General features: G+C 47.2%; 14 protein-coding genes and 1 pseudogene. 9 read left to right on the top strand and 6 right to left on the bottom strand.

Translation table 11 applies throughout. The features are described 5' to 3' along the window. The 7 genes and pseudogenes from NDA06_RS20415 to NDA06_RS20385 form a co-directional block, all read left to right on the top strand. Positions 1-94, top strand: a pseudogene (locus tag NDA06_RS20415) (IS5/IS1182 family transposase); the annotation flags it as partial. Between the two features lie 33 nt (positions 95-127). After that, entirely contained in the window at positions 128-403 is a 276-nt protein-coding gene (locus tag NDA06_RS20410; RefSeq protein ID WP_190986528.1) for a UBP-type zinc finger domain-containing protein, read from the top strand. Between the two features lie 147 nt (positions 404-550). Beyond that, a complete protein-coding gene (locus NDA06_RS20405; RefSeq protein WP_190427720.1) occupies positions 551-817 on the top strand; it encodes a Precorrin-3B methylase in 267 nt (88 codons plus the stop codon). A gap of 183 nt (positions 818-1,000) precedes the next feature. Further along, positions 1,001-2,134 (top strand): DUF262 domain-containing protein, encoded by a 1,134-nt coding sequence (locus NDA06_RS20400; protein ID WP_190986529.1) that lies wholly within the window; start codon positions 1,001-1,003, stop codon positions 2,132-2,134. Positions 2,135-2,136: 2 nt separating this feature from the next. Next, a complete protein-coding gene (locus NDA06_RS20395; RefSeq protein ID WP_190986530.1) occupies positions 2,137-3,303 on the top strand; it encodes a DUF3696 domain-containing protein in 1,167 nt (388 codons plus the stop codon). Beyond that, positions 3,300-4,271: a hypothetical protein gene (locus tag NDA06_RS20390; RefSeq protein ID WP_242047513.1), complete on the top strand. Its 972-nt coding sequence runs from the start codon at positions 3,300-3,302 to the stop codon at positions 4,269-4,271. Before NDA06_RS20395 ends, NDA06_RS20390 begins: the two co-directional genes overlap by 4 nt. A gap of 209 nt (positions 4,272-4,480) precedes the next feature. Then, positions 4,481-5,638, top strand: a complete 1,158-nt coding sequence (locus NDA06_RS20385) for a hypothetical protein (RefSeq protein WP_190986531.1) — start codon at positions 4,481-4,483, stop codon at positions 5,636-5,638. Between the two features lie 18 nt (positions 5,639-5,656). Here NDA06_RS20385 and NDA06_RS20380 read toward each other — a convergent pair whose 3' ends face one another. Together NDA06_RS20380 and NDA06_RS20375 are read right to left on the bottom strand one after the other, a co-directional pair. Next, positions 5,657-6,313, bottom strand: coding sequence for an SDR family oxidoreductase (locus NDA06_RS20380; RefSeq protein ID WP_190412482.1), 657 nt, complete (start codon positions 6,311-6,313; stop codon positions 5,657-5,659). A gap of 212 nt (positions 6,314-6,525) precedes the next feature. Beyond that, positions 6,526-8,208 carry an ABC transporter ATP-binding protein gene (locus NDA06_RS20375; RefSeq protein ID WP_242047516.1) on the bottom strand — a complete coding sequence of 561 codons (1,683 nt, stop codon included), beginning with the start codon at positions 8,206-8,208 and terminating at the stop codon, positions 6,526-6,528. Between the two features lie 567 nt (positions 8,209-8,775). Between NDA06_RS20375 and NDA06_RS20370 the strand changes: the two genes are divergently transcribed. Continuing rightward, positions 8,776-9,870 (top strand): WD40 repeat domain-containing protein, encoded by a 1,095-nt coding sequence (locus tag NDA06_RS20370; protein WP_190986532.1) that lies wholly within the window; start codon positions 8,776-8,778, stop codon positions 9,868-9,870. A gap of 45 nt (positions 9,871-9,915) precedes the next feature. On the opposite strand, the gene NDA06_RS20365 is transcribed toward NDA06_RS20370, so the two are convergent. From NDA06_RS20365 to NDA06_RS20350, 4 genes are all read right to left on the bottom strand, one after another. Next, a complete protein-coding gene (locus NDA06_RS20365; RefSeq protein ID WP_190986533.1) occupies positions 9,916-11,619 on the bottom strand; it encodes a pseudouridine synthase in 1,704 nt (567 codons plus the stop codon). A 143-nt stretch (positions 11,620-11,762) separates the two neighbouring features. Further along, positions 11,763-12,470: a DevA family ABC transporter ATP-binding protein gene (locus NDA06_RS20360; protein ID WP_190986534.1), complete on the bottom strand. Its 708-nt coding sequence runs from the start codon at positions 12,468-12,470 to the stop codon at positions 11,763-11,765. A gap of 12 nt (positions 12,471-12,482) precedes the next feature. Beyond that, positions 12,483-13,655: an ABC transporter permease DevC gene (gene devC / locus NDA06_RS20355; RefSeq protein ID WP_190673020.1), complete on the bottom strand. Its 1,173-nt coding sequence runs from the start codon at positions 13,653-13,655 to the stop codon at positions 12,483-12,485. Next, positions 13,652-14,848 carry an ABC exporter membrane fusion protein gene (locus NDA06_RS20350; protein ID WP_190986535.1) on the bottom strand — a complete coding sequence of 399 codons (1,197 nt, stop codon included), beginning with the start codon at positions 14,846-14,848 and terminating at the stop codon, positions 13,652-13,654. The genes devC and NDA06_RS20350 overlap by 4 nt, the downstream gene beginning before the upstream one ends. 166 nt (positions 14,849-15,014) lie before the next feature. Between NDA06_RS20350 and NDA06_RS20345 the strand changes: the two genes are divergently transcribed. Beyond that, on the top strand, positions 15,015-15,626 hold the full coding sequence (locus NDA06_RS20345; protein WP_190986536.1) for a TetR/AcrR family transcriptional regulator: 612 nt from the start codon (positions 15,015-15,017) through the stop codon (positions 15,624-15,626). Positions 15,627-15,630 lie beyond the last annotated feature (4 nt).

The following is a 15,630-nucleotide window of genomic DNA, read 5'->3' as shown; positions in this document are numbered from 1 at the left end:
TTCGGGACGCTATCGCAATCGTAGAAAGCGGTTTGGCTTACGCTTCAACTTGATTGCGGGACTGTTGAACTACGAACTGGCACATACTCACTGATTCATGCAGGAGGTCTATTGATTCGGAAACCCTATGTCCTGCAAACACCTCAATGAAGTGACTCTGCAAAACCTAATCCATAAAGCCAACTATCCGGTGTTTCGCTGTGAAGAGTGCATGCGAATCAATGGTCGTTGGGTGCATCTTCGCATTTGTCAGACGTGCGGTAAGATGCTGTGCTGCGACTCGTCAGAACATCAGCATTCTCGTCGTCACTATGAGGAAACCGGACACACTGTAATCAGTTCAGCGGAGTTAGGAGAGCAATGGCTGTGGTGTTTTGTGGACGAGCAGCAGAAGAATTATTGAAGATGCGCTCCATTGGGGCATCTCCCCAACTTACAAGCAATTCTAAACGAAGGCGATCGCACAATCCTTCCAAACACTAAATCGAAGAAGAAGCGATCGCCTTAATGCTACGGGTTAGGATTTAGGGTAGGGCGTTCTGATTGAAGTATGGCAAAGCAGGAAAATCCCCTCACGGGAGAAGCACTCATTAAGGAAGTCTGTCGGCGGATTCGGGTTGCCCGTAGTTACTGGGATGCTCATAATAACGCTGCTTGTCGGGGAGAACGCGATCGCGCTTTAGCTCTTTACAACACGCTGACCAAAGAACAAAAAGACCAGATTCCGCAGCAGTTGCGGGTATGGCTTCGCTACCGCAGTGAAAAATACTTTGGCGCACACCGAACGCCACCCAAGTCGAAACGAAAGTCGAAGTAAGATTCGGGGGAAAGTGCGATCGCGCTTCGCACAACATAGCTATTCGCCGGCTCTTGTTATCGAGGCGTTTCTTTTGAAAACTACGAGTCGGTAAGCTAACCTACGAGGCGAGGAAAGATTGTACTGATATGGATATGTATTCAAGGTTTTAGCAATAGTGTCTTCAGGGAGAATAAAACTATTATGAATAACAATGTAAGAAATATTCATCAAGAAATTGCAAATGAAGAAATTGAAGGACTCGAAATATTAGAATCTGTAGGATGGGGTGAATATCCTCTTGACTCTGTTTTTGTACGTACAGAACAGCGAACAGTTGGCGATGTTGTAAAAAGAATTAAGGCTAATCGCTATATTCTCGATCCTGATTTTCAACGAGATTTTGTTTGGTCAACTAAGCAACAGTCTCGATTAATTGAATCTTGTCTGATGCGTATTCCACTGCCAGTTTTTTATGTGGCTGAAGCCGACGATGGACGTATCATTGTTGTTGATGGGTTACAGAGATTGACAACATTTGTCAGATACTTAAACAATGAATTCTTCTTAAGTAGATTAGGAGATGGTGGAGAAGAAACAGCCCAAGGAAATTTTCTTACAGGGAAGCGTTTTGAAGATCTACCTCTTAATTTACAAGAGCGAGTTGAAGATACTCAACTTACTCTCTATATCCTTGATGCTAAAGCTCCACAGAGAGCAAAACTCGATATTTTTGAGAGGGTGAACAGTGGCGAACCCCTTGCACGTCAACAAATGCGTAATTGCCTCTTTAATGGCCCTGCAACTCGGTGGCTTGCTGATGCGTCTGAGAGTAAAGAATTTTTTGATGCAACAGGTGGTAGCCTCAACAAGAGAACCATGCGCGATCGAGAAGCGATTAATCGTTTTTGTGCATTTCGATTGTTAGGAGTAGAACAGTATAAAGGGGATATGGATGATTTCCTGGCAAAGTCTTTAGGAAAAATGAATAGTTTTTCTCAAGACCAACTAGAAGAGCTAAATCGGGTATTTCAAAAATCAATGTGGGCTAATCATCTACTTTTTGGTAAACATGCATTCCGAAAATCCCTACTTTATCAAGATTCATCTGCATCTCGCTCAGTAATAAACATAGCATTGTTTGATGTTTGCTCAGTTTGGTTTGCAAAGTTAGATAAAGTGGTTATTGAGAAAAAAATGGAAGTGTTAATTAAGGCAATAAAAGAGTTGATAAATAATGCAGAATTCTCTCAAGCTATTACTATTTCGACAAATGGTCTTAGACAAGTAAAGCTCCGTTTTGAAATGATAAGCAATGCGATTAAAAAGGTAGTTTAATTATGTTGCAAAGGATAAAAATTAACAATTTTAAATGCTTTAATTCTCTATCTTTACCATTGGCACCATTGACCTTACTAACCGGATTTAATGCCGCAGGTAAGTCAACGGCTTTACAGAGTCTTTTGTTACTTGCTCAAGCGTTGCGCTCTAACAACCAGGCAGCGGAGTTGAACTTAAATGGTTCACTTGCTCGTTTGGGAACGCTGGGGGAGGTGTTAAATTCTGGAAGGGATAGCGTCATGTTTTCTGTTGAAGATGATATGGCTGAAATTACATGGAGTTTGCAGGCACAAGATCGAACAAAGGGAGGCTTCATGCAAATCCAAAACATTGAGATTAAAAGTATTGAGGGTACAAAAAGATATAACGATATTGAAACGCTGAATATGCTTTTGCCGTCTGAGGTCAATACTGAAGTGATGCAATTAGTTGAAAGATTACGTGAAATCATTTTTCTAAGTGCGGTCAGAATGGGAACTGCTGAAGTATTTCCTTCCCCTGAAGAAGTATCACTAGTCCATGCTAATGTTGGAGTGCAGGGTGAATTTGCCCCTTGGTGGTTTCAGCAGTTTCTTGATGAAGATATTGACGAATTACGTCGTCATTCATCTGACAAAGCAATAACTTTACGTCGTCAACTCAACGCTTGGGCTAGCGAACTTTTTCCAGGAGCACAAGCAAATGCACAGACCATAGAAAAAACCAGTTTAGTGCGTCTTGAACTACGAATAGGAGACCTTGGTGATTGGCGACGACCGTCAAATATTGGTTATGGACTGACCTATGCTTTTCCTGTAATTGTGGCAGGACTGCTTGCAAAGCCTAAGCAAATTTTGATCATCGATAGTCCAGAAGCACATCTTCATCCGTTAGGACAATCGCGGATAGGGTGTTTTTTATCTCAGATAGCTGCTGCTGGAGTACAGGTGATTATTGAAACTCATAGCGATCATGTACTCAACGGAGTTCGATTGGCCGTGCAAAACCAGAAAATTACGCCTGACAAAGTTGCAGTACACTTTTTTAGCCAACCTGAAGTTACATCAGCTAACTCGTCGCGTGTTGTTTCGCCATTAATCGATTCGCAGGGCAATCTCAGCGAATGGCCTAATGGTTTTTTTGATCAATCAGAAAAGGATTTAGCTCGACTTGCAGGATGGGAATGATGGAATGGCATATTAATGACTTGTCGCTAGGCGGGCAGTTTCCTGATCCACAGTCGTTTCGTGTGATATTAGAGGATTTACTCCAGCTAAGAATTAGGAATCCAACGCTTCGTGAAAAACTGTATTGTTCACGATTGCTTCATTCACGTCAGGTTACGTCAATTACCGATCTTCGCCAAACCGTTCTTGCAACAAAAGATAAAAATTTTACCAAATTAGTGCTTGATTGGATGACTAAGTCTGGGCCATTCTGGGATGACAACCGACAGTACAATCAAGATGATTATTTTGAATATCAGTCACAGGATGTTACTGATCAAGGATTAGGTGAAGCATCTCGCCGGAAACTTGCAGGTATTGCTGCTGGCGTATTTAGTTTCCAAGGTAGTTCCCTTCACCTTCAATTCACAACAAGCCCATTACCAGTTCAGCAAGGTCTTCCTGAAGAACCGATCAAGTTTATTGATATAGATAACTGTTGGACAATCGAAGAATTAGTTAAATTAATACAATCTTCTAAAACTTATCATTGCTGGCGAGATATTCATGTCGAAATTCAACATCAGTTTGAAGGTTTAATTATCTCGGATAGTGCTATGGGGTCATTACTGTGTACTCCTTTTAGTCAACAAGTAACAAAAAAGATTTTTCAACTACTTCATGTGCTTAACCAAGTTGTTAAGGAAAGTGACCCAAACGGTCAACTTTCAGAGACTGGCATGAATTTGTTAAAGGAACACTTTACAGGTGACAAAGCATGGTTCACTGATGAGTCTCCAACAAATAAGAATAATTTTAGACAGGAAATGACATTCTCCGACCCTGATGATATGAGCAATAAAATCTTTTGTCCTTGGCATGGAAAGATAAAAACGCCACAAATCCGTATACATTTTCAGTGGCCTCGTCCCGCTGGACAAAACAAGATCAAAGTTGTTTATATTGGACCTAAGATTACCAAAGGATAAACTTTATAGCTCTAAAGATGTTAGCTATAGGAACTGCCAAAAGTATTATCTGCGCTCGCTCAAATCCCTCGCAGAAATTACTTCCATCAGTCAGCTTTGATTTTTATGTTCCCAGAGTAACAACATAGCGATAGCGAAGCTAAGGGAAACAGAACCATTCATCTAGAGTCATTAGTTAGTAGTGAATCACTACTACTTTTGGCTTGAGTATGAAGAAAACAACTGCCTTGACAGTGACAGTCCTCGCGATCGCTACACTTGTGGGGACATCTGTGGCACATTCTGCTGGCTTCTTCGCTCAAGCACCAACCGCTTCCGTTGCTCAAGCTAAACCATCTTGGGAAAACTCCAAGCTAGTTCACAAGTTGCCCACTGTCGCAAACTATGCCAAGTTTAGCTCTAATGGACTTCTACTCGTCTGTAATGGTGAACAGGGTAAAGCCATTCAGTTGTGGGATGTAACGAAAGGGGAATTACTCTCATCTATCAAAGCCGACGATACCACTTCCTTTGGAGATCTTGCCATCAGCCCTGATAGACAGTTTGTTGCCAGCATCATCTACTCGCAAATTGATAAATCAATAGCAGTTGGTCTGTGGAATAGCAAAACCGGAGAACCGATCTGGAAAAAACCAATTTTTACCAATAGCGCAGAGTTTCGCGGCTCTAAGGATTCTGGGGAAAATTTCCCGGCTAGCATTATTTCCAGCTTGGAATTTAGCCCAAACGGACAATCTATTGCCAGTAGCGCCCGAAAATATTTTGGTTCCGAAAATCCGCAGATTCAGCTATGGGATGTAGCAACCGGCGAAAAGCGCTTTGTATTAAAGAGTAATATCAAATCTTTACGAGGGGTGCGTTTTAGCCCTGATAGCCAAGTGTTAGCCAGCCTCGGTTCCAATCAATCTATCCTCAAGGGAGGAACTTATCACTGGCAAGGCTTGATTCAACTTTGGAATCCTAACACAGGTCAACTCCTCCATACCCTAAAAGAAAAAGATCAGTTACTTCCCCAGAGCATGGCCTTTAGCCCGGATGGTCGAACGTTAACCAGCCTGTCAAAAGACGCGATATATGAAGCTCACCTCCGCACTTGGGACGTGAAAACGGGTGGAACTGTGCGTACTGTTTCGGCTTCGGTAGACAGAACGGATGACCAGTTATCACTCAGTCCTGATGCTAAAACCTACTTGGTTGCTGGTCAGGTAGCTGGTTCACGTATTATTAATGTCGAAATTCGCAAGGAATGGCCTCTTAGTGGTTTTGATGTGAGTAGTGGTGCTAGTACAGGATTATTTAGCCCAGATGGTCAGATGTTGGCTGTTCCAACGGTAGCAGGAATTCCGATTTGGCAAGCTGGTAATTAGTAATTGGTAATTGATAACTTACCAGGGAAGCACCTCCCCATTGGCGTGCCAAAAAGTGCCTGTATTCTCCAGCGTCAACTCATCAATCCGCGCCAACAAACCCTTTACAGACTCTTCCGGTGTAATGCCAGTAAAGTTCGTCATACGACTTTGAACTAACCCTGGATGCAGAATTGCCACTGCGATCGCACGCGGTTTGAGATCGAGAGATAGCGACTTGCCAGCCATCGATAACGCCACTTTAGACATCCGATAGCCATAGGAACTGCCAGAGGTATTGTCTGCAATTGAACCCATCCGACTTGTCATCAAGGCGATTTTGGAACCTGCTTTGAGCAGTGGCAATAGCGCATGAGTCACCCGTAAAGGTCCCAGCGCATTAACCTCAAACTGCTCTCGAATGCTCTCAAAATCCAAGTTTTCCAGCGTCACACGCTTGATAATTCCCGCATTGTTAATCAAAACATCAATCGTCGTGTCACCCAGGCGATCGCGTAAATCAGCAACCGATGCATCAGAGGTAATATCAATCCCCTCCTCAACCTGCACCCCTAGCTGCTTCAACTCCTCAGAAGCAGTGCGACAAATGGCAATGACATTACCCCGCGCTTGCAGTTGGCGGCAATATTCGTAACCAATTCCCCGATTAGCACCCGTAACCAGATAAGTTGCCATGCGAACTCCCATGTCTTGATTAGAGGGACATCCCTAGACACTCATAGCCTATCTGAAACTGTCGCTTACCATCGTGTTCCAGAATGTTGCCGGGTGCGATAATTACCCGAACAAAATCTCAAGTGGGAATCTGTAGAATTGACTGCTTTAGCGCTGATCCTCCGACCTTCAGGCGGGGAATGAGCTTAAAGTGTTTCAATTTTCTAGCATCGTCAGGTCGAGGATGGCTTGTAGCCCAGCATTCGGAAGTAGAGTCCTTTTTGGGATAGAAGTTCGTCATGAGTGCCTTCTTCAACGATCTCGCCCTCCTGCATCACAAAAATGCGATCGCAGTCTACGGCAGTTTCGAGTCGGTGCGTCACTAAGATAATTGTTCTTTTGCGACGCAGACGCTGGAGGGTTTCTATAACCCATTGCTCGTGCTTCAAATCTAGCGAACTCGTGGGTTCGTCGAGGATGAGTATCGGAGCCTTCGTCGCTAGCGCCCGCGCGATCGCTAACCGCTGCCGCTGTCCGCCGGAAAGGTTCTGACCGCCCTCGCTGAGCATCGTATCGTACCGCTCCGGCAAGGCTTCGATGAACTCAGCCGCCCCGGATTCCACCGCCGCCTCCCGAATCTCTTGCAAGGTCGCTTCCTCGCAGCCATAGGTAATATTCTCCGCGATCGTTCCGGGGAAAAGTGGGCTGCCTTGCGTAACCAGCGCCATGTGTTTGCGGACATCGGCAACCTTAAGGGTGCGGATATCGAAACCGTCGAGTTGAACGCTCCCCGATGTCGGGTCGTAGAAGCGCGGCAAGAGATTGAGCAACGTGCTTTTTCCCGTCCCGCTTGGGCCCAAAAACGCTACCATCTGACCCGGTTCGATAGTTGCATAGATCTCCCGTAACACGGGTCGCTCAGGGATGTATTCAAAGCTCACGTTGGAAAGGGTTAGGGTGCGGGGATGGACGGGAAACGATCGCGCATCAGGCTCGTCCTTGATGGTGGGTGGCTCGTCGATTACTGTAAACACGCGATCGCAGGAAGCTACGAATGTCTGGATCTTGGTCGTGAACCCCAACACCCAACCGATTGGGTCCCAGAACTGATTAAGGTACGCCAAGAATACGATCAGATCGCCGAGGGTCAGGCCGTTCGGCACCTGGCGCAAAAACTGGTCGCGATAGACCAGATACCCGCCGTAGCCGAAGATTACCCCGCTTCCCAGAGCGAAGACTACCTGAACCGCGAGCGGATACAGGTTTTCCTGCCAATGGAGCCGCATGGAGGCAGCGACGCTGCGATCGACCACCCGCGTGAAGCGCCGCGACTCCGTCGCTTCTCGACGGAAAGACTGGATGAGTCCGATCAACTCTATCGCTTGCTGCATCGTCGAGGTCATGACCGCATCGGTCTGCTTTGACTCAAACGCACGACGCCGAATCCTTCCCTCGAAGTACCAGTTTGCGACTAGCAGAAGCGGCGTGAACGAAAGTGCAAACACGGTGAGAAGGACATGGCGCGACAGCATAATCCAGATCATCGCCGTCAGCGTCACCGATGCAGCGGTAGAGCCGATCAGCGTATCGATTACCCCCCAAGGGCCGAGGCTATCGTAGCTCAACCGATAGATGGCATCGCCTTGCGATCGCGAACCGTGCCAGCCGAGACTAAGCGCCTGCATTTTGTCGTAGAGTTGGGTGCGAACCCGCAAGGTTCCGTTGTACTGGATGCGGTAGTTCAACATCTTACGGAGCATCATGACGCTATCGCTCAGTATCCTGATGAGCATCGCCACGAACGCCATTCCGAAAATTTGGTTCAGCTTGCCTTCACCAAACGGGGCAAGAAACAGCCGATGAATCCAGTTGGGTTTCGGGGTTGGAGAGAGAACCGTATCGACTAGAATCGCCATAGGCCAAGCGTTGAGAAGGTTGCAAAGCACCGATGCCCCAATCAGAAGCAAGAGCGTGACGATCAGCCAGATGTCCCTACGAAAGTAAGAAATAGACCGGAGGACGATCCGCACCAACCAATGTTGGTATATTGACCGTTTCACCATTTTTGGCGGATTTCCCCGGCTCTTCAAAGATGCTTTGAGTGGAAAAGTCATGGATGTGCTGGGTGACTTTAAGCAGAACAATGAACACCAATTGGACAATTTCAGAGAGTCGGGGGTCAGAAATCAACTTTGGTTTTTAACCCCTTGAAAGACGATTCAAAACTCCTGAAACTCTTGAAAAATTCTAGGTCAGGTAGGACGTAAGCGTAGGCGCGTTCATGCCGTAAGACCTGCCAGTTCAAAAAAGCATCAATCAGTTGGGTGAATCAACTGGGTGATGTGCGATCGCAAATTGCTTTGTTAAGGTCGGGCTGTTGTAGCTGTTATGACGGCAACATTTGCATATACAACTGCCGTCTTATTGGATTGTATCGGCGAGTCATAAAGTTTTTGTCCTACCTGAGCTATATACCTATCTATATGAAAAATCTCAAGCAATTGTCTTGGAAAAACGCGCTCGCTCTGGCTGTTATAGCAACAATTGCCACTGGCGCGATCGCTAAACTCCCGTCAACAGCCCAACCCTCAACCCAACCCAGTTCAACAACCGCTAACTCCAAAAGAGACTTTGAGCCAATCTACAATTTAAGCGGGCATAACAGCGATGTTACTTTTCTAACCTTCAATACGAATAGTCAAGTCCTGGTCAGCCATAGCCCTGGTACGGCAATCAAGCTGTGGAATCTCAAGACAGGTAAGCTGCTGCGTACCCTGAATGAAAAAGTATATGCCGCAGGTGTTGTTGCAATTACTCCCGATACCCAAACCTTGGTAACTGTTGACCGTAAGGCACAGGATAATGACAAAACGATTAAGGTGTGGGACCTGAAAACGAATAAACTTCTCCGCACCTTGAACGGTCATTCACAACCAGTCAATCACCTTGAAATCAGTGCCGATGGGCAAACTTTAGTCAGTGCTAGTAATGACAAGAAAGTGTTGGTGTGGAACCTCAAAACAGGCAAACGTCTACAGACTATCAATCCACAAGCAACCCCGATTCGGTCGATTGCCCTCAGTACAAACAGTCAGATACTTGCGACTGGCGGTGGAGAATATGTGGATCAAAATACCAGTAAGGACACTAGCATTCAGCTATGGGATATCAAGACGGGAAAACTGCTGGGGACTCTCGAAGGAAATACTAGCCCAATTAGTTCCATTGCGATCGCTCCCGATGGGCAGACGCTTGTCAGTGTTGCAGATTCCATCAAGATATGGAACCTGAGAACAAAGCAGCTTCTCCACACCTTACCCGGAGGTTCCGCTTCCATTTCAATTAGCCCTGATGGGCAGAAACTGGTTACGGCTGCTTGGGATCATTCAGTTAAATTGTGGAATTTGCGGACTGGAACGCTACTTAAAACACTGTTTGAGCCTTCTATTAACGACCAAAATCTTGGTCGCATATACACAACCAGCATTGCCTTTAGTCCGGATGGCAAAACGATTGCCATCGGTTCTGGGGGTGTTTTGTCCACTTTTGGAATCAGTGTTTTGCGGGGGTCTTTTTGAAGCGCCGATCGCCTTTTGATAAGTTACCGTCATCAGAGCAATTCATCAAAACGGTGTCTTTGTTTGTAAATGCAAAGGTTGTCCAGATTGCGGATGCACAAAGCGAAGTTCCCTGGCGTGCAGATGTAACCGACTGACAGTTGCACGACATCCGTAAAGGCGATCGCCTAATATCGTTACCCCAAGTCCTCGCGGATCGGCTGCGTGAACCCGTAGCTGATGGGTGCGTCCAGTTAGGGGGATAAACTCTATGCGAGTCCAATCGCCTTCCCTAGCGATAACTTGGAAGCGAGTCAAGCTAGGTTTACCGCGTTCATCGACTTTTTGATAGGGACGATTTTCCGGATCTCCCCATAAAGGGAGTGCGATCGCACCTTGCTCAATTGTCACCGAACCGGAAAGTAAGGCTTCGTAAACCTTGTAAACTTGCCGCCGCTGAAACTGCTGACTGAGTTGACGATGGGTTGAGCGATCGCGTGCCAGCAAGAGAATACCAGATGTTTCTTGATCCAGACGATGCACAGATGCGATCGCCATGCCATCCGGTAACAGATGACGCAAGCGACTGAGGACACTATCAAAGGTGTGGTGATAACGACCAGGTACTGATAGGAACCCTGCGGGTTTGTTCATCGCAATCAGCCATTCATCTTCATAAACAATGGGAACCTCTCCCCAAACCCCTCCCCTATTAGGGGAGGGGCTTTCGCCCTCTTCCACACCCCCTTTTTTAAGGGGGGGATCGAAGGGGGGGCTAGGTTCCCATCCCGATAGTAAAAACCCCATCAATGGCTGACAGCGTTCCGCACAAGCTCCATAAAATTCTCCTTGAATTTTGTCACCATCGGCTGAGGATGACCCCCACCAAAACTCTGCCATTGCCAGTGGTTTAAGCCTATGCGTTGCCGCATAGTGCAGTAGCTTGGGGGCGCAACAGTCTCCGGTTCCAGTAGGCATAGAACCTCCTAGCATTAATTGCTGCAACGATAAAGACTGCCCTGCAAAATTAGTCAGGCTGTATGCCGCGTGCATCTGAGTCTGCAATTCACGGGATAGTTCTTTACGCTGTTGTTTGAGTTCGCGCATCCGTGCTTGGGTTGCTTCAATCAGTTGCTTAAGTGGCTGTAACACTTCATTCTGCTGGCGTTTGAGCATTCGTCGCTCAATTCCATGCTGACGACTTTCTTCGTCAAGTTCTTCAAGGGCAATCGTTAGCGCTTCTCCAGTCAGCGTTTCGCAGAGTATCTGACGTTTTTGGTGTCGTTGCTGCTTGCACTCGCGATGGCGATCGCTCATTTCTTGCAACTGCTGTTCAAACTGGCGAGACAGGGTTTCGTACTGCTGCCATTCTGGAAGTTGGTTTAGAGTAATCAGTTCCTGCTTAATCGCCTCCAGTTGGGCTAAGGTGCGGGCTTCTTCTAAGGCAACTTCGGCTCGTCCCGGAATTGGCGGCACCCAGCCCTCGATCGTGCTATTACCATTCAAAAGACCAGAGAAAGCTTTGAGTACCTGTTGTTCGCCATGCGGTAGTTCAACCAGCAGGATTCCATACATCTTGCCTTCATCGGAATAACAGTCATTATTGGCAAGATGCTGCATTAACTCTCTAGCGATCGCTTCTGCTTCCTCGGTGCGGGGTAGTCTCAGTAGTTCACCAGTTTGAGGACAGCGCCCTTCATACCAATAGTTTTGAATATCTTTCGCAACCTCTGTAGATAGTTTCTTGCGGGTATCTATTTTCTCATGCACCTGTGATTACTCCAGCAACGCCTACAACAAAAAGACCCACAATAAGAATCTGCCATGCGGTTGGGAGTTTTTGCAGTTTAATGGCTTGATTGCAGATTAAAAAGTTGCATATTGCCTCTAAATCGGCTATTTAAAAGCAGTTTCTAAGTGACCGCTGCAACCTGGGCAGTATCACTTATTAAGTGTCCATCTTCCATGTGAACTATGCGATCGGCAATATCTAAAATGCGGTTGTCATGAGTGACCAGTAGAATGGTGCAACCTTGTTCTTTTGCCAGCGTTTGCATCAGGCTAACAACTTCACGACCGGATTTGCTATCGAGAGCAGCAGTCGGTTCGTCAGCAAGAATTAGTTTGGGATGGCTTACCAAGGCGCGGGCGATCGCTACCCGTTGCTTTTGTCCACCCGACAGATCGGCAGGATAGTAATTGATCCGATTTCCCAATCCTACCTGTTCTAGCATTTCGGCTGAGCGCTGGCGCATCTGGTGTGGAGAAATATCCCTGTGCAACTCTAAGCCCATCTTGACGTTCTGGAGTGCCGTTAAGCTACCGTGCAAGTTGTGCGCCTGAAAGATATAACCATTGTGCCGTCGCGCTTGTACCAGTGCTGTCGGATTTGCACCACAGAGTTCTTGTCCTAACACCTTGAGACTACCCGATTGGGCAGATCGCAGTCCACCAACTAAAGTAAGCAGTGTGGTTTTGCCGGAACCAGAAGGGCCGGTCATGATGATAATCTCGCCAGCATTGATTTCTAAACTGATGTCAAATAAAACTTGTTTGCGTAGTTGACCTTGACCAAAGTAGTGATCGAGGTTGTGAATAGAGATGACAGGTTGAAGAGACATAATAATATAAACCTAAAACATATCAGCCGGGTCAGCGGATTGCAATTTGCGGGTAGCGATCGCTCCAGAAAGGGTACACATCACCATCGTCAACATCAGCACGAAAATCCCTCGCGCCACAGTCATGTACAGAGGCAAATTCGTCGCATTACGAGTCAGGCGGTACAGTCCTGCGGAAATGGCAATACTAGGGATAAAGCCGATGATTGCTAAGATAACGGCTTCTTCAAACACCACCATAAGTAGGTAGCGATTGCGGTAGCCCATTGCCTTGAAAGTGGCGTATTCTCCCATGTGTGCGTTCACATCCGTTGAGAGAACTTGGTAGACAATAATGACGCCAACAATGAAGCCCATTGTCACGCCCAAGTTAAAAATAAATCCAATCGGTGTATTCTTTGCCCAGTAGCTTCTTTCAAACTCGATAAATTCCTGCCGAGTCAGAACCTGAACATCATTCGGCAAGTGTGCTTTCAAAGCTTGTACCGTTTGCACTGCATCGGTTCCGGGTTGCAGTTGCAGTAAGCCGACACTGACGCTGCTTGCCTGTCTGCGGGGAAACAACCGCAGAAAGTTTTGGTCGCTGGTAATCAGGTGTCCGTCTGCACCAAAGGAAGATCCGATGCGAATTTTGCCAGCAACGGTAATACTATGCCGCTCAATTTCTGTCTTCAGTGGCTGGTTTTGTTCGAGTTGCGCGATCGCTGCTTTGTAGTCTCCACGGCTACCGCTGTCAAACAAAACTGTGTTAGGCAGCTTAATCTGGTTTAATTGTTGGTTAATGTCTGGTTGCTCAAAGACTGAGCTGTTAGGGTCAAATCCCAACATCAGCATACTCGTTTCGCGCTGGGTGGTGGGATGCTTCCAGTTCACCATGTTGGCGTAGAGTGCTTCCGCAGACTGAACGCCTGGAATATCCATCGACTGGTACAAACGCCGTCGCGGGAAGGACGACATATTTGATAGATTGCGAGCTTGAGGGCTGAGCAGAACGACATCGGCGCGAACGCTATTGTGGACTAAAACGGCACTGTTGAATAGCGCACTCTGAAACCCCAACTGCATCAACATCAAGACATCTGCAAACACAACACCCGCACAAGCTACGACCAGTTTTCCTTTTTGATGACTCAGTTGTAGCCATCCTAAAGGTGTCCGGCGTTGGAGTTGTTGGAAGCTAATCATAGTTCAATGACCACCTTAACTTGCTGATTCGTGAGTCGGGCAGCCTTGCGAGTAGAATCTGCATCCAGACGGATTTTGACTTCTACAATGCGCCCATCAATATTGGCGGACGGATCGCTGTTCACAATATCTTGGCGCAGCACTTTGTAGCCAACCTGTTCGACAGTCCCGCTGAGTTCGCTGTCAATGGAGTCACTACTTACCCGCGCCGTTTGCCCTGGACGGATGTTCTTGATGTCACTCTGATAAACTTCTGCGATCGCAAACATCTGCTGAGTTCGCCCAATTTCGGCAATTCCGTCGTTGCTAATTAGTTCGCCGGGACGGGTGTAGATTTTGAGGATTTGACCATCTTGAGGCGATCGCACGGATGCCTGCTCTAAGTTTGCCTTGGCTTGCTCAACGGCTGCTAAGGCTTGCCGAACATCGGCGTGGGCTACCTGCACGTCTACTGGGCGCACCTCTGCAATTCGATCCAAGGTGGCGCGGGCTTCATTCAGTTGCTGTTGGCGAGAATTCCGAGTGCGATCGCGGGCGGCTTGCGCTTCTTGCAGTTGCTTTTGGGCAGTTGTCAGTGTCAGTCGCTTACTATCGCGTTGGGATGCCGAAACCGCTCCGTTCTGGTAAAGCAATGCGTAGCGCTGGTACTCCACCTGTGCATTTTGCACTTCCGCTTCCAGACGGGCAACGGTAGCGGCTTGCGCGTTCAAGTCCCCAACCCGTTCAGCTTCTAGTTGGGCTATCTGGGAGCGTTGCGCCTGGATTTCGCCCGTCTTCGCCCCTGCACGCACCTGATCCAGTTTGGCTTGGGCAACTCGCACCTGTTCTTGTGCCTGCATCACAGATGCCTGGAGGCGATCGCGACTGTTGAGTATCGCAATTGCTTGTCCTTTGCGAACGCGATCGCCTTCTTTGACTAACAGTTGATCTACTCGATTCCCCTCAGCAGATGTGGGTGCAGAAAGCGCGATCGCTTCACCCTCTGGCTCTAGTCGTCCCAACGCCGTCACGGTTTTGATTTGGGGCGTACTGATAACTGTGGATGGGGTCGTACTGGATTGCGGCATACGCCCTTGCGAAACGCTATATACCATCACTCCGCCTGTTGCCAAGGTTGCAGCGATCGCCAGCAGAGTCAGTGGTCGGGAAAGACGTTTCGAGGATGGATTACCTGCTGCCACTTCTTGCATCATCTGTCAGATTCCCCAAATCTAGGAAGCGACTAAACTAAACGGTTTAGTTTTTCTATAACTAAACTAAACGGTTTAGTATAATAACGTCAAGGGAGTCCTGAAAATTCTCTAGAACTCCTCAAAGCGAATGCCCCTAGAATGACTGTGACAATCAGATCGGGAATGAATGAGACAGACGAAGATGACGGAACCGAAGCAGGATGGGTTGGGAGAGAAAGCCGAACAGATATTGACAGGCGCAATGCAAGAGTTTTTGGTGCATGGCTATGCTGCCACGAGCATGGATCGGGTGGCGAAGGCGGCTGGCGTATCCAAAGCAACGGTTTACAGTTACTTTCAAGATAAAGAAGGATTGTTCACCGCCCTCATCCAACGGTTTGCTCACAAAAAGCTTTCCATCATCCAACGTTCCCTGCTGCCGGAAGGAGATGGTCGGGTCATGTTGCGGCAGCTATTAACGAAGGCATTGAATGAGATCATTTGTGATAGCCAAGAAATTGCCCTTTTGCGGCTAATTATTGGCGAGTCGGGGCGCTTTCCCAAACTGGCGCAAATCTTTGTTCGCACGCTAGTAAAACCTAGCGTTGAAACCTTGAGCCAGTATCTGGCATCGTATCCAAACTTAAAGATTGCCGACCCCGAAGCAACTGCACGCATTTTGATAGGTGCCTTAGTTCATTTCATGCTGGTACAGAAAGTGCTTCACAGTCAGGATATTCTGCCGATGGAGAGCGATCGCTTGATTGATAGCCTGATGTATCTCCTCCCAGAAGCCTAAGCTG

The organism is Trichocoleus sp. ST-U1, assembly GCF_039961835.1.
Classification (GTDB): Bacteria; Cyanobacteriota; Cyanobacteriia; order Cyanobacteriales; family FACHB-T130; genus FACHB-T130.
The sequence above is the reverse complement of the archived record's forward strand: the minus strand, read 5'-3'. Positions and strand labels throughout refer to the sequence as shown.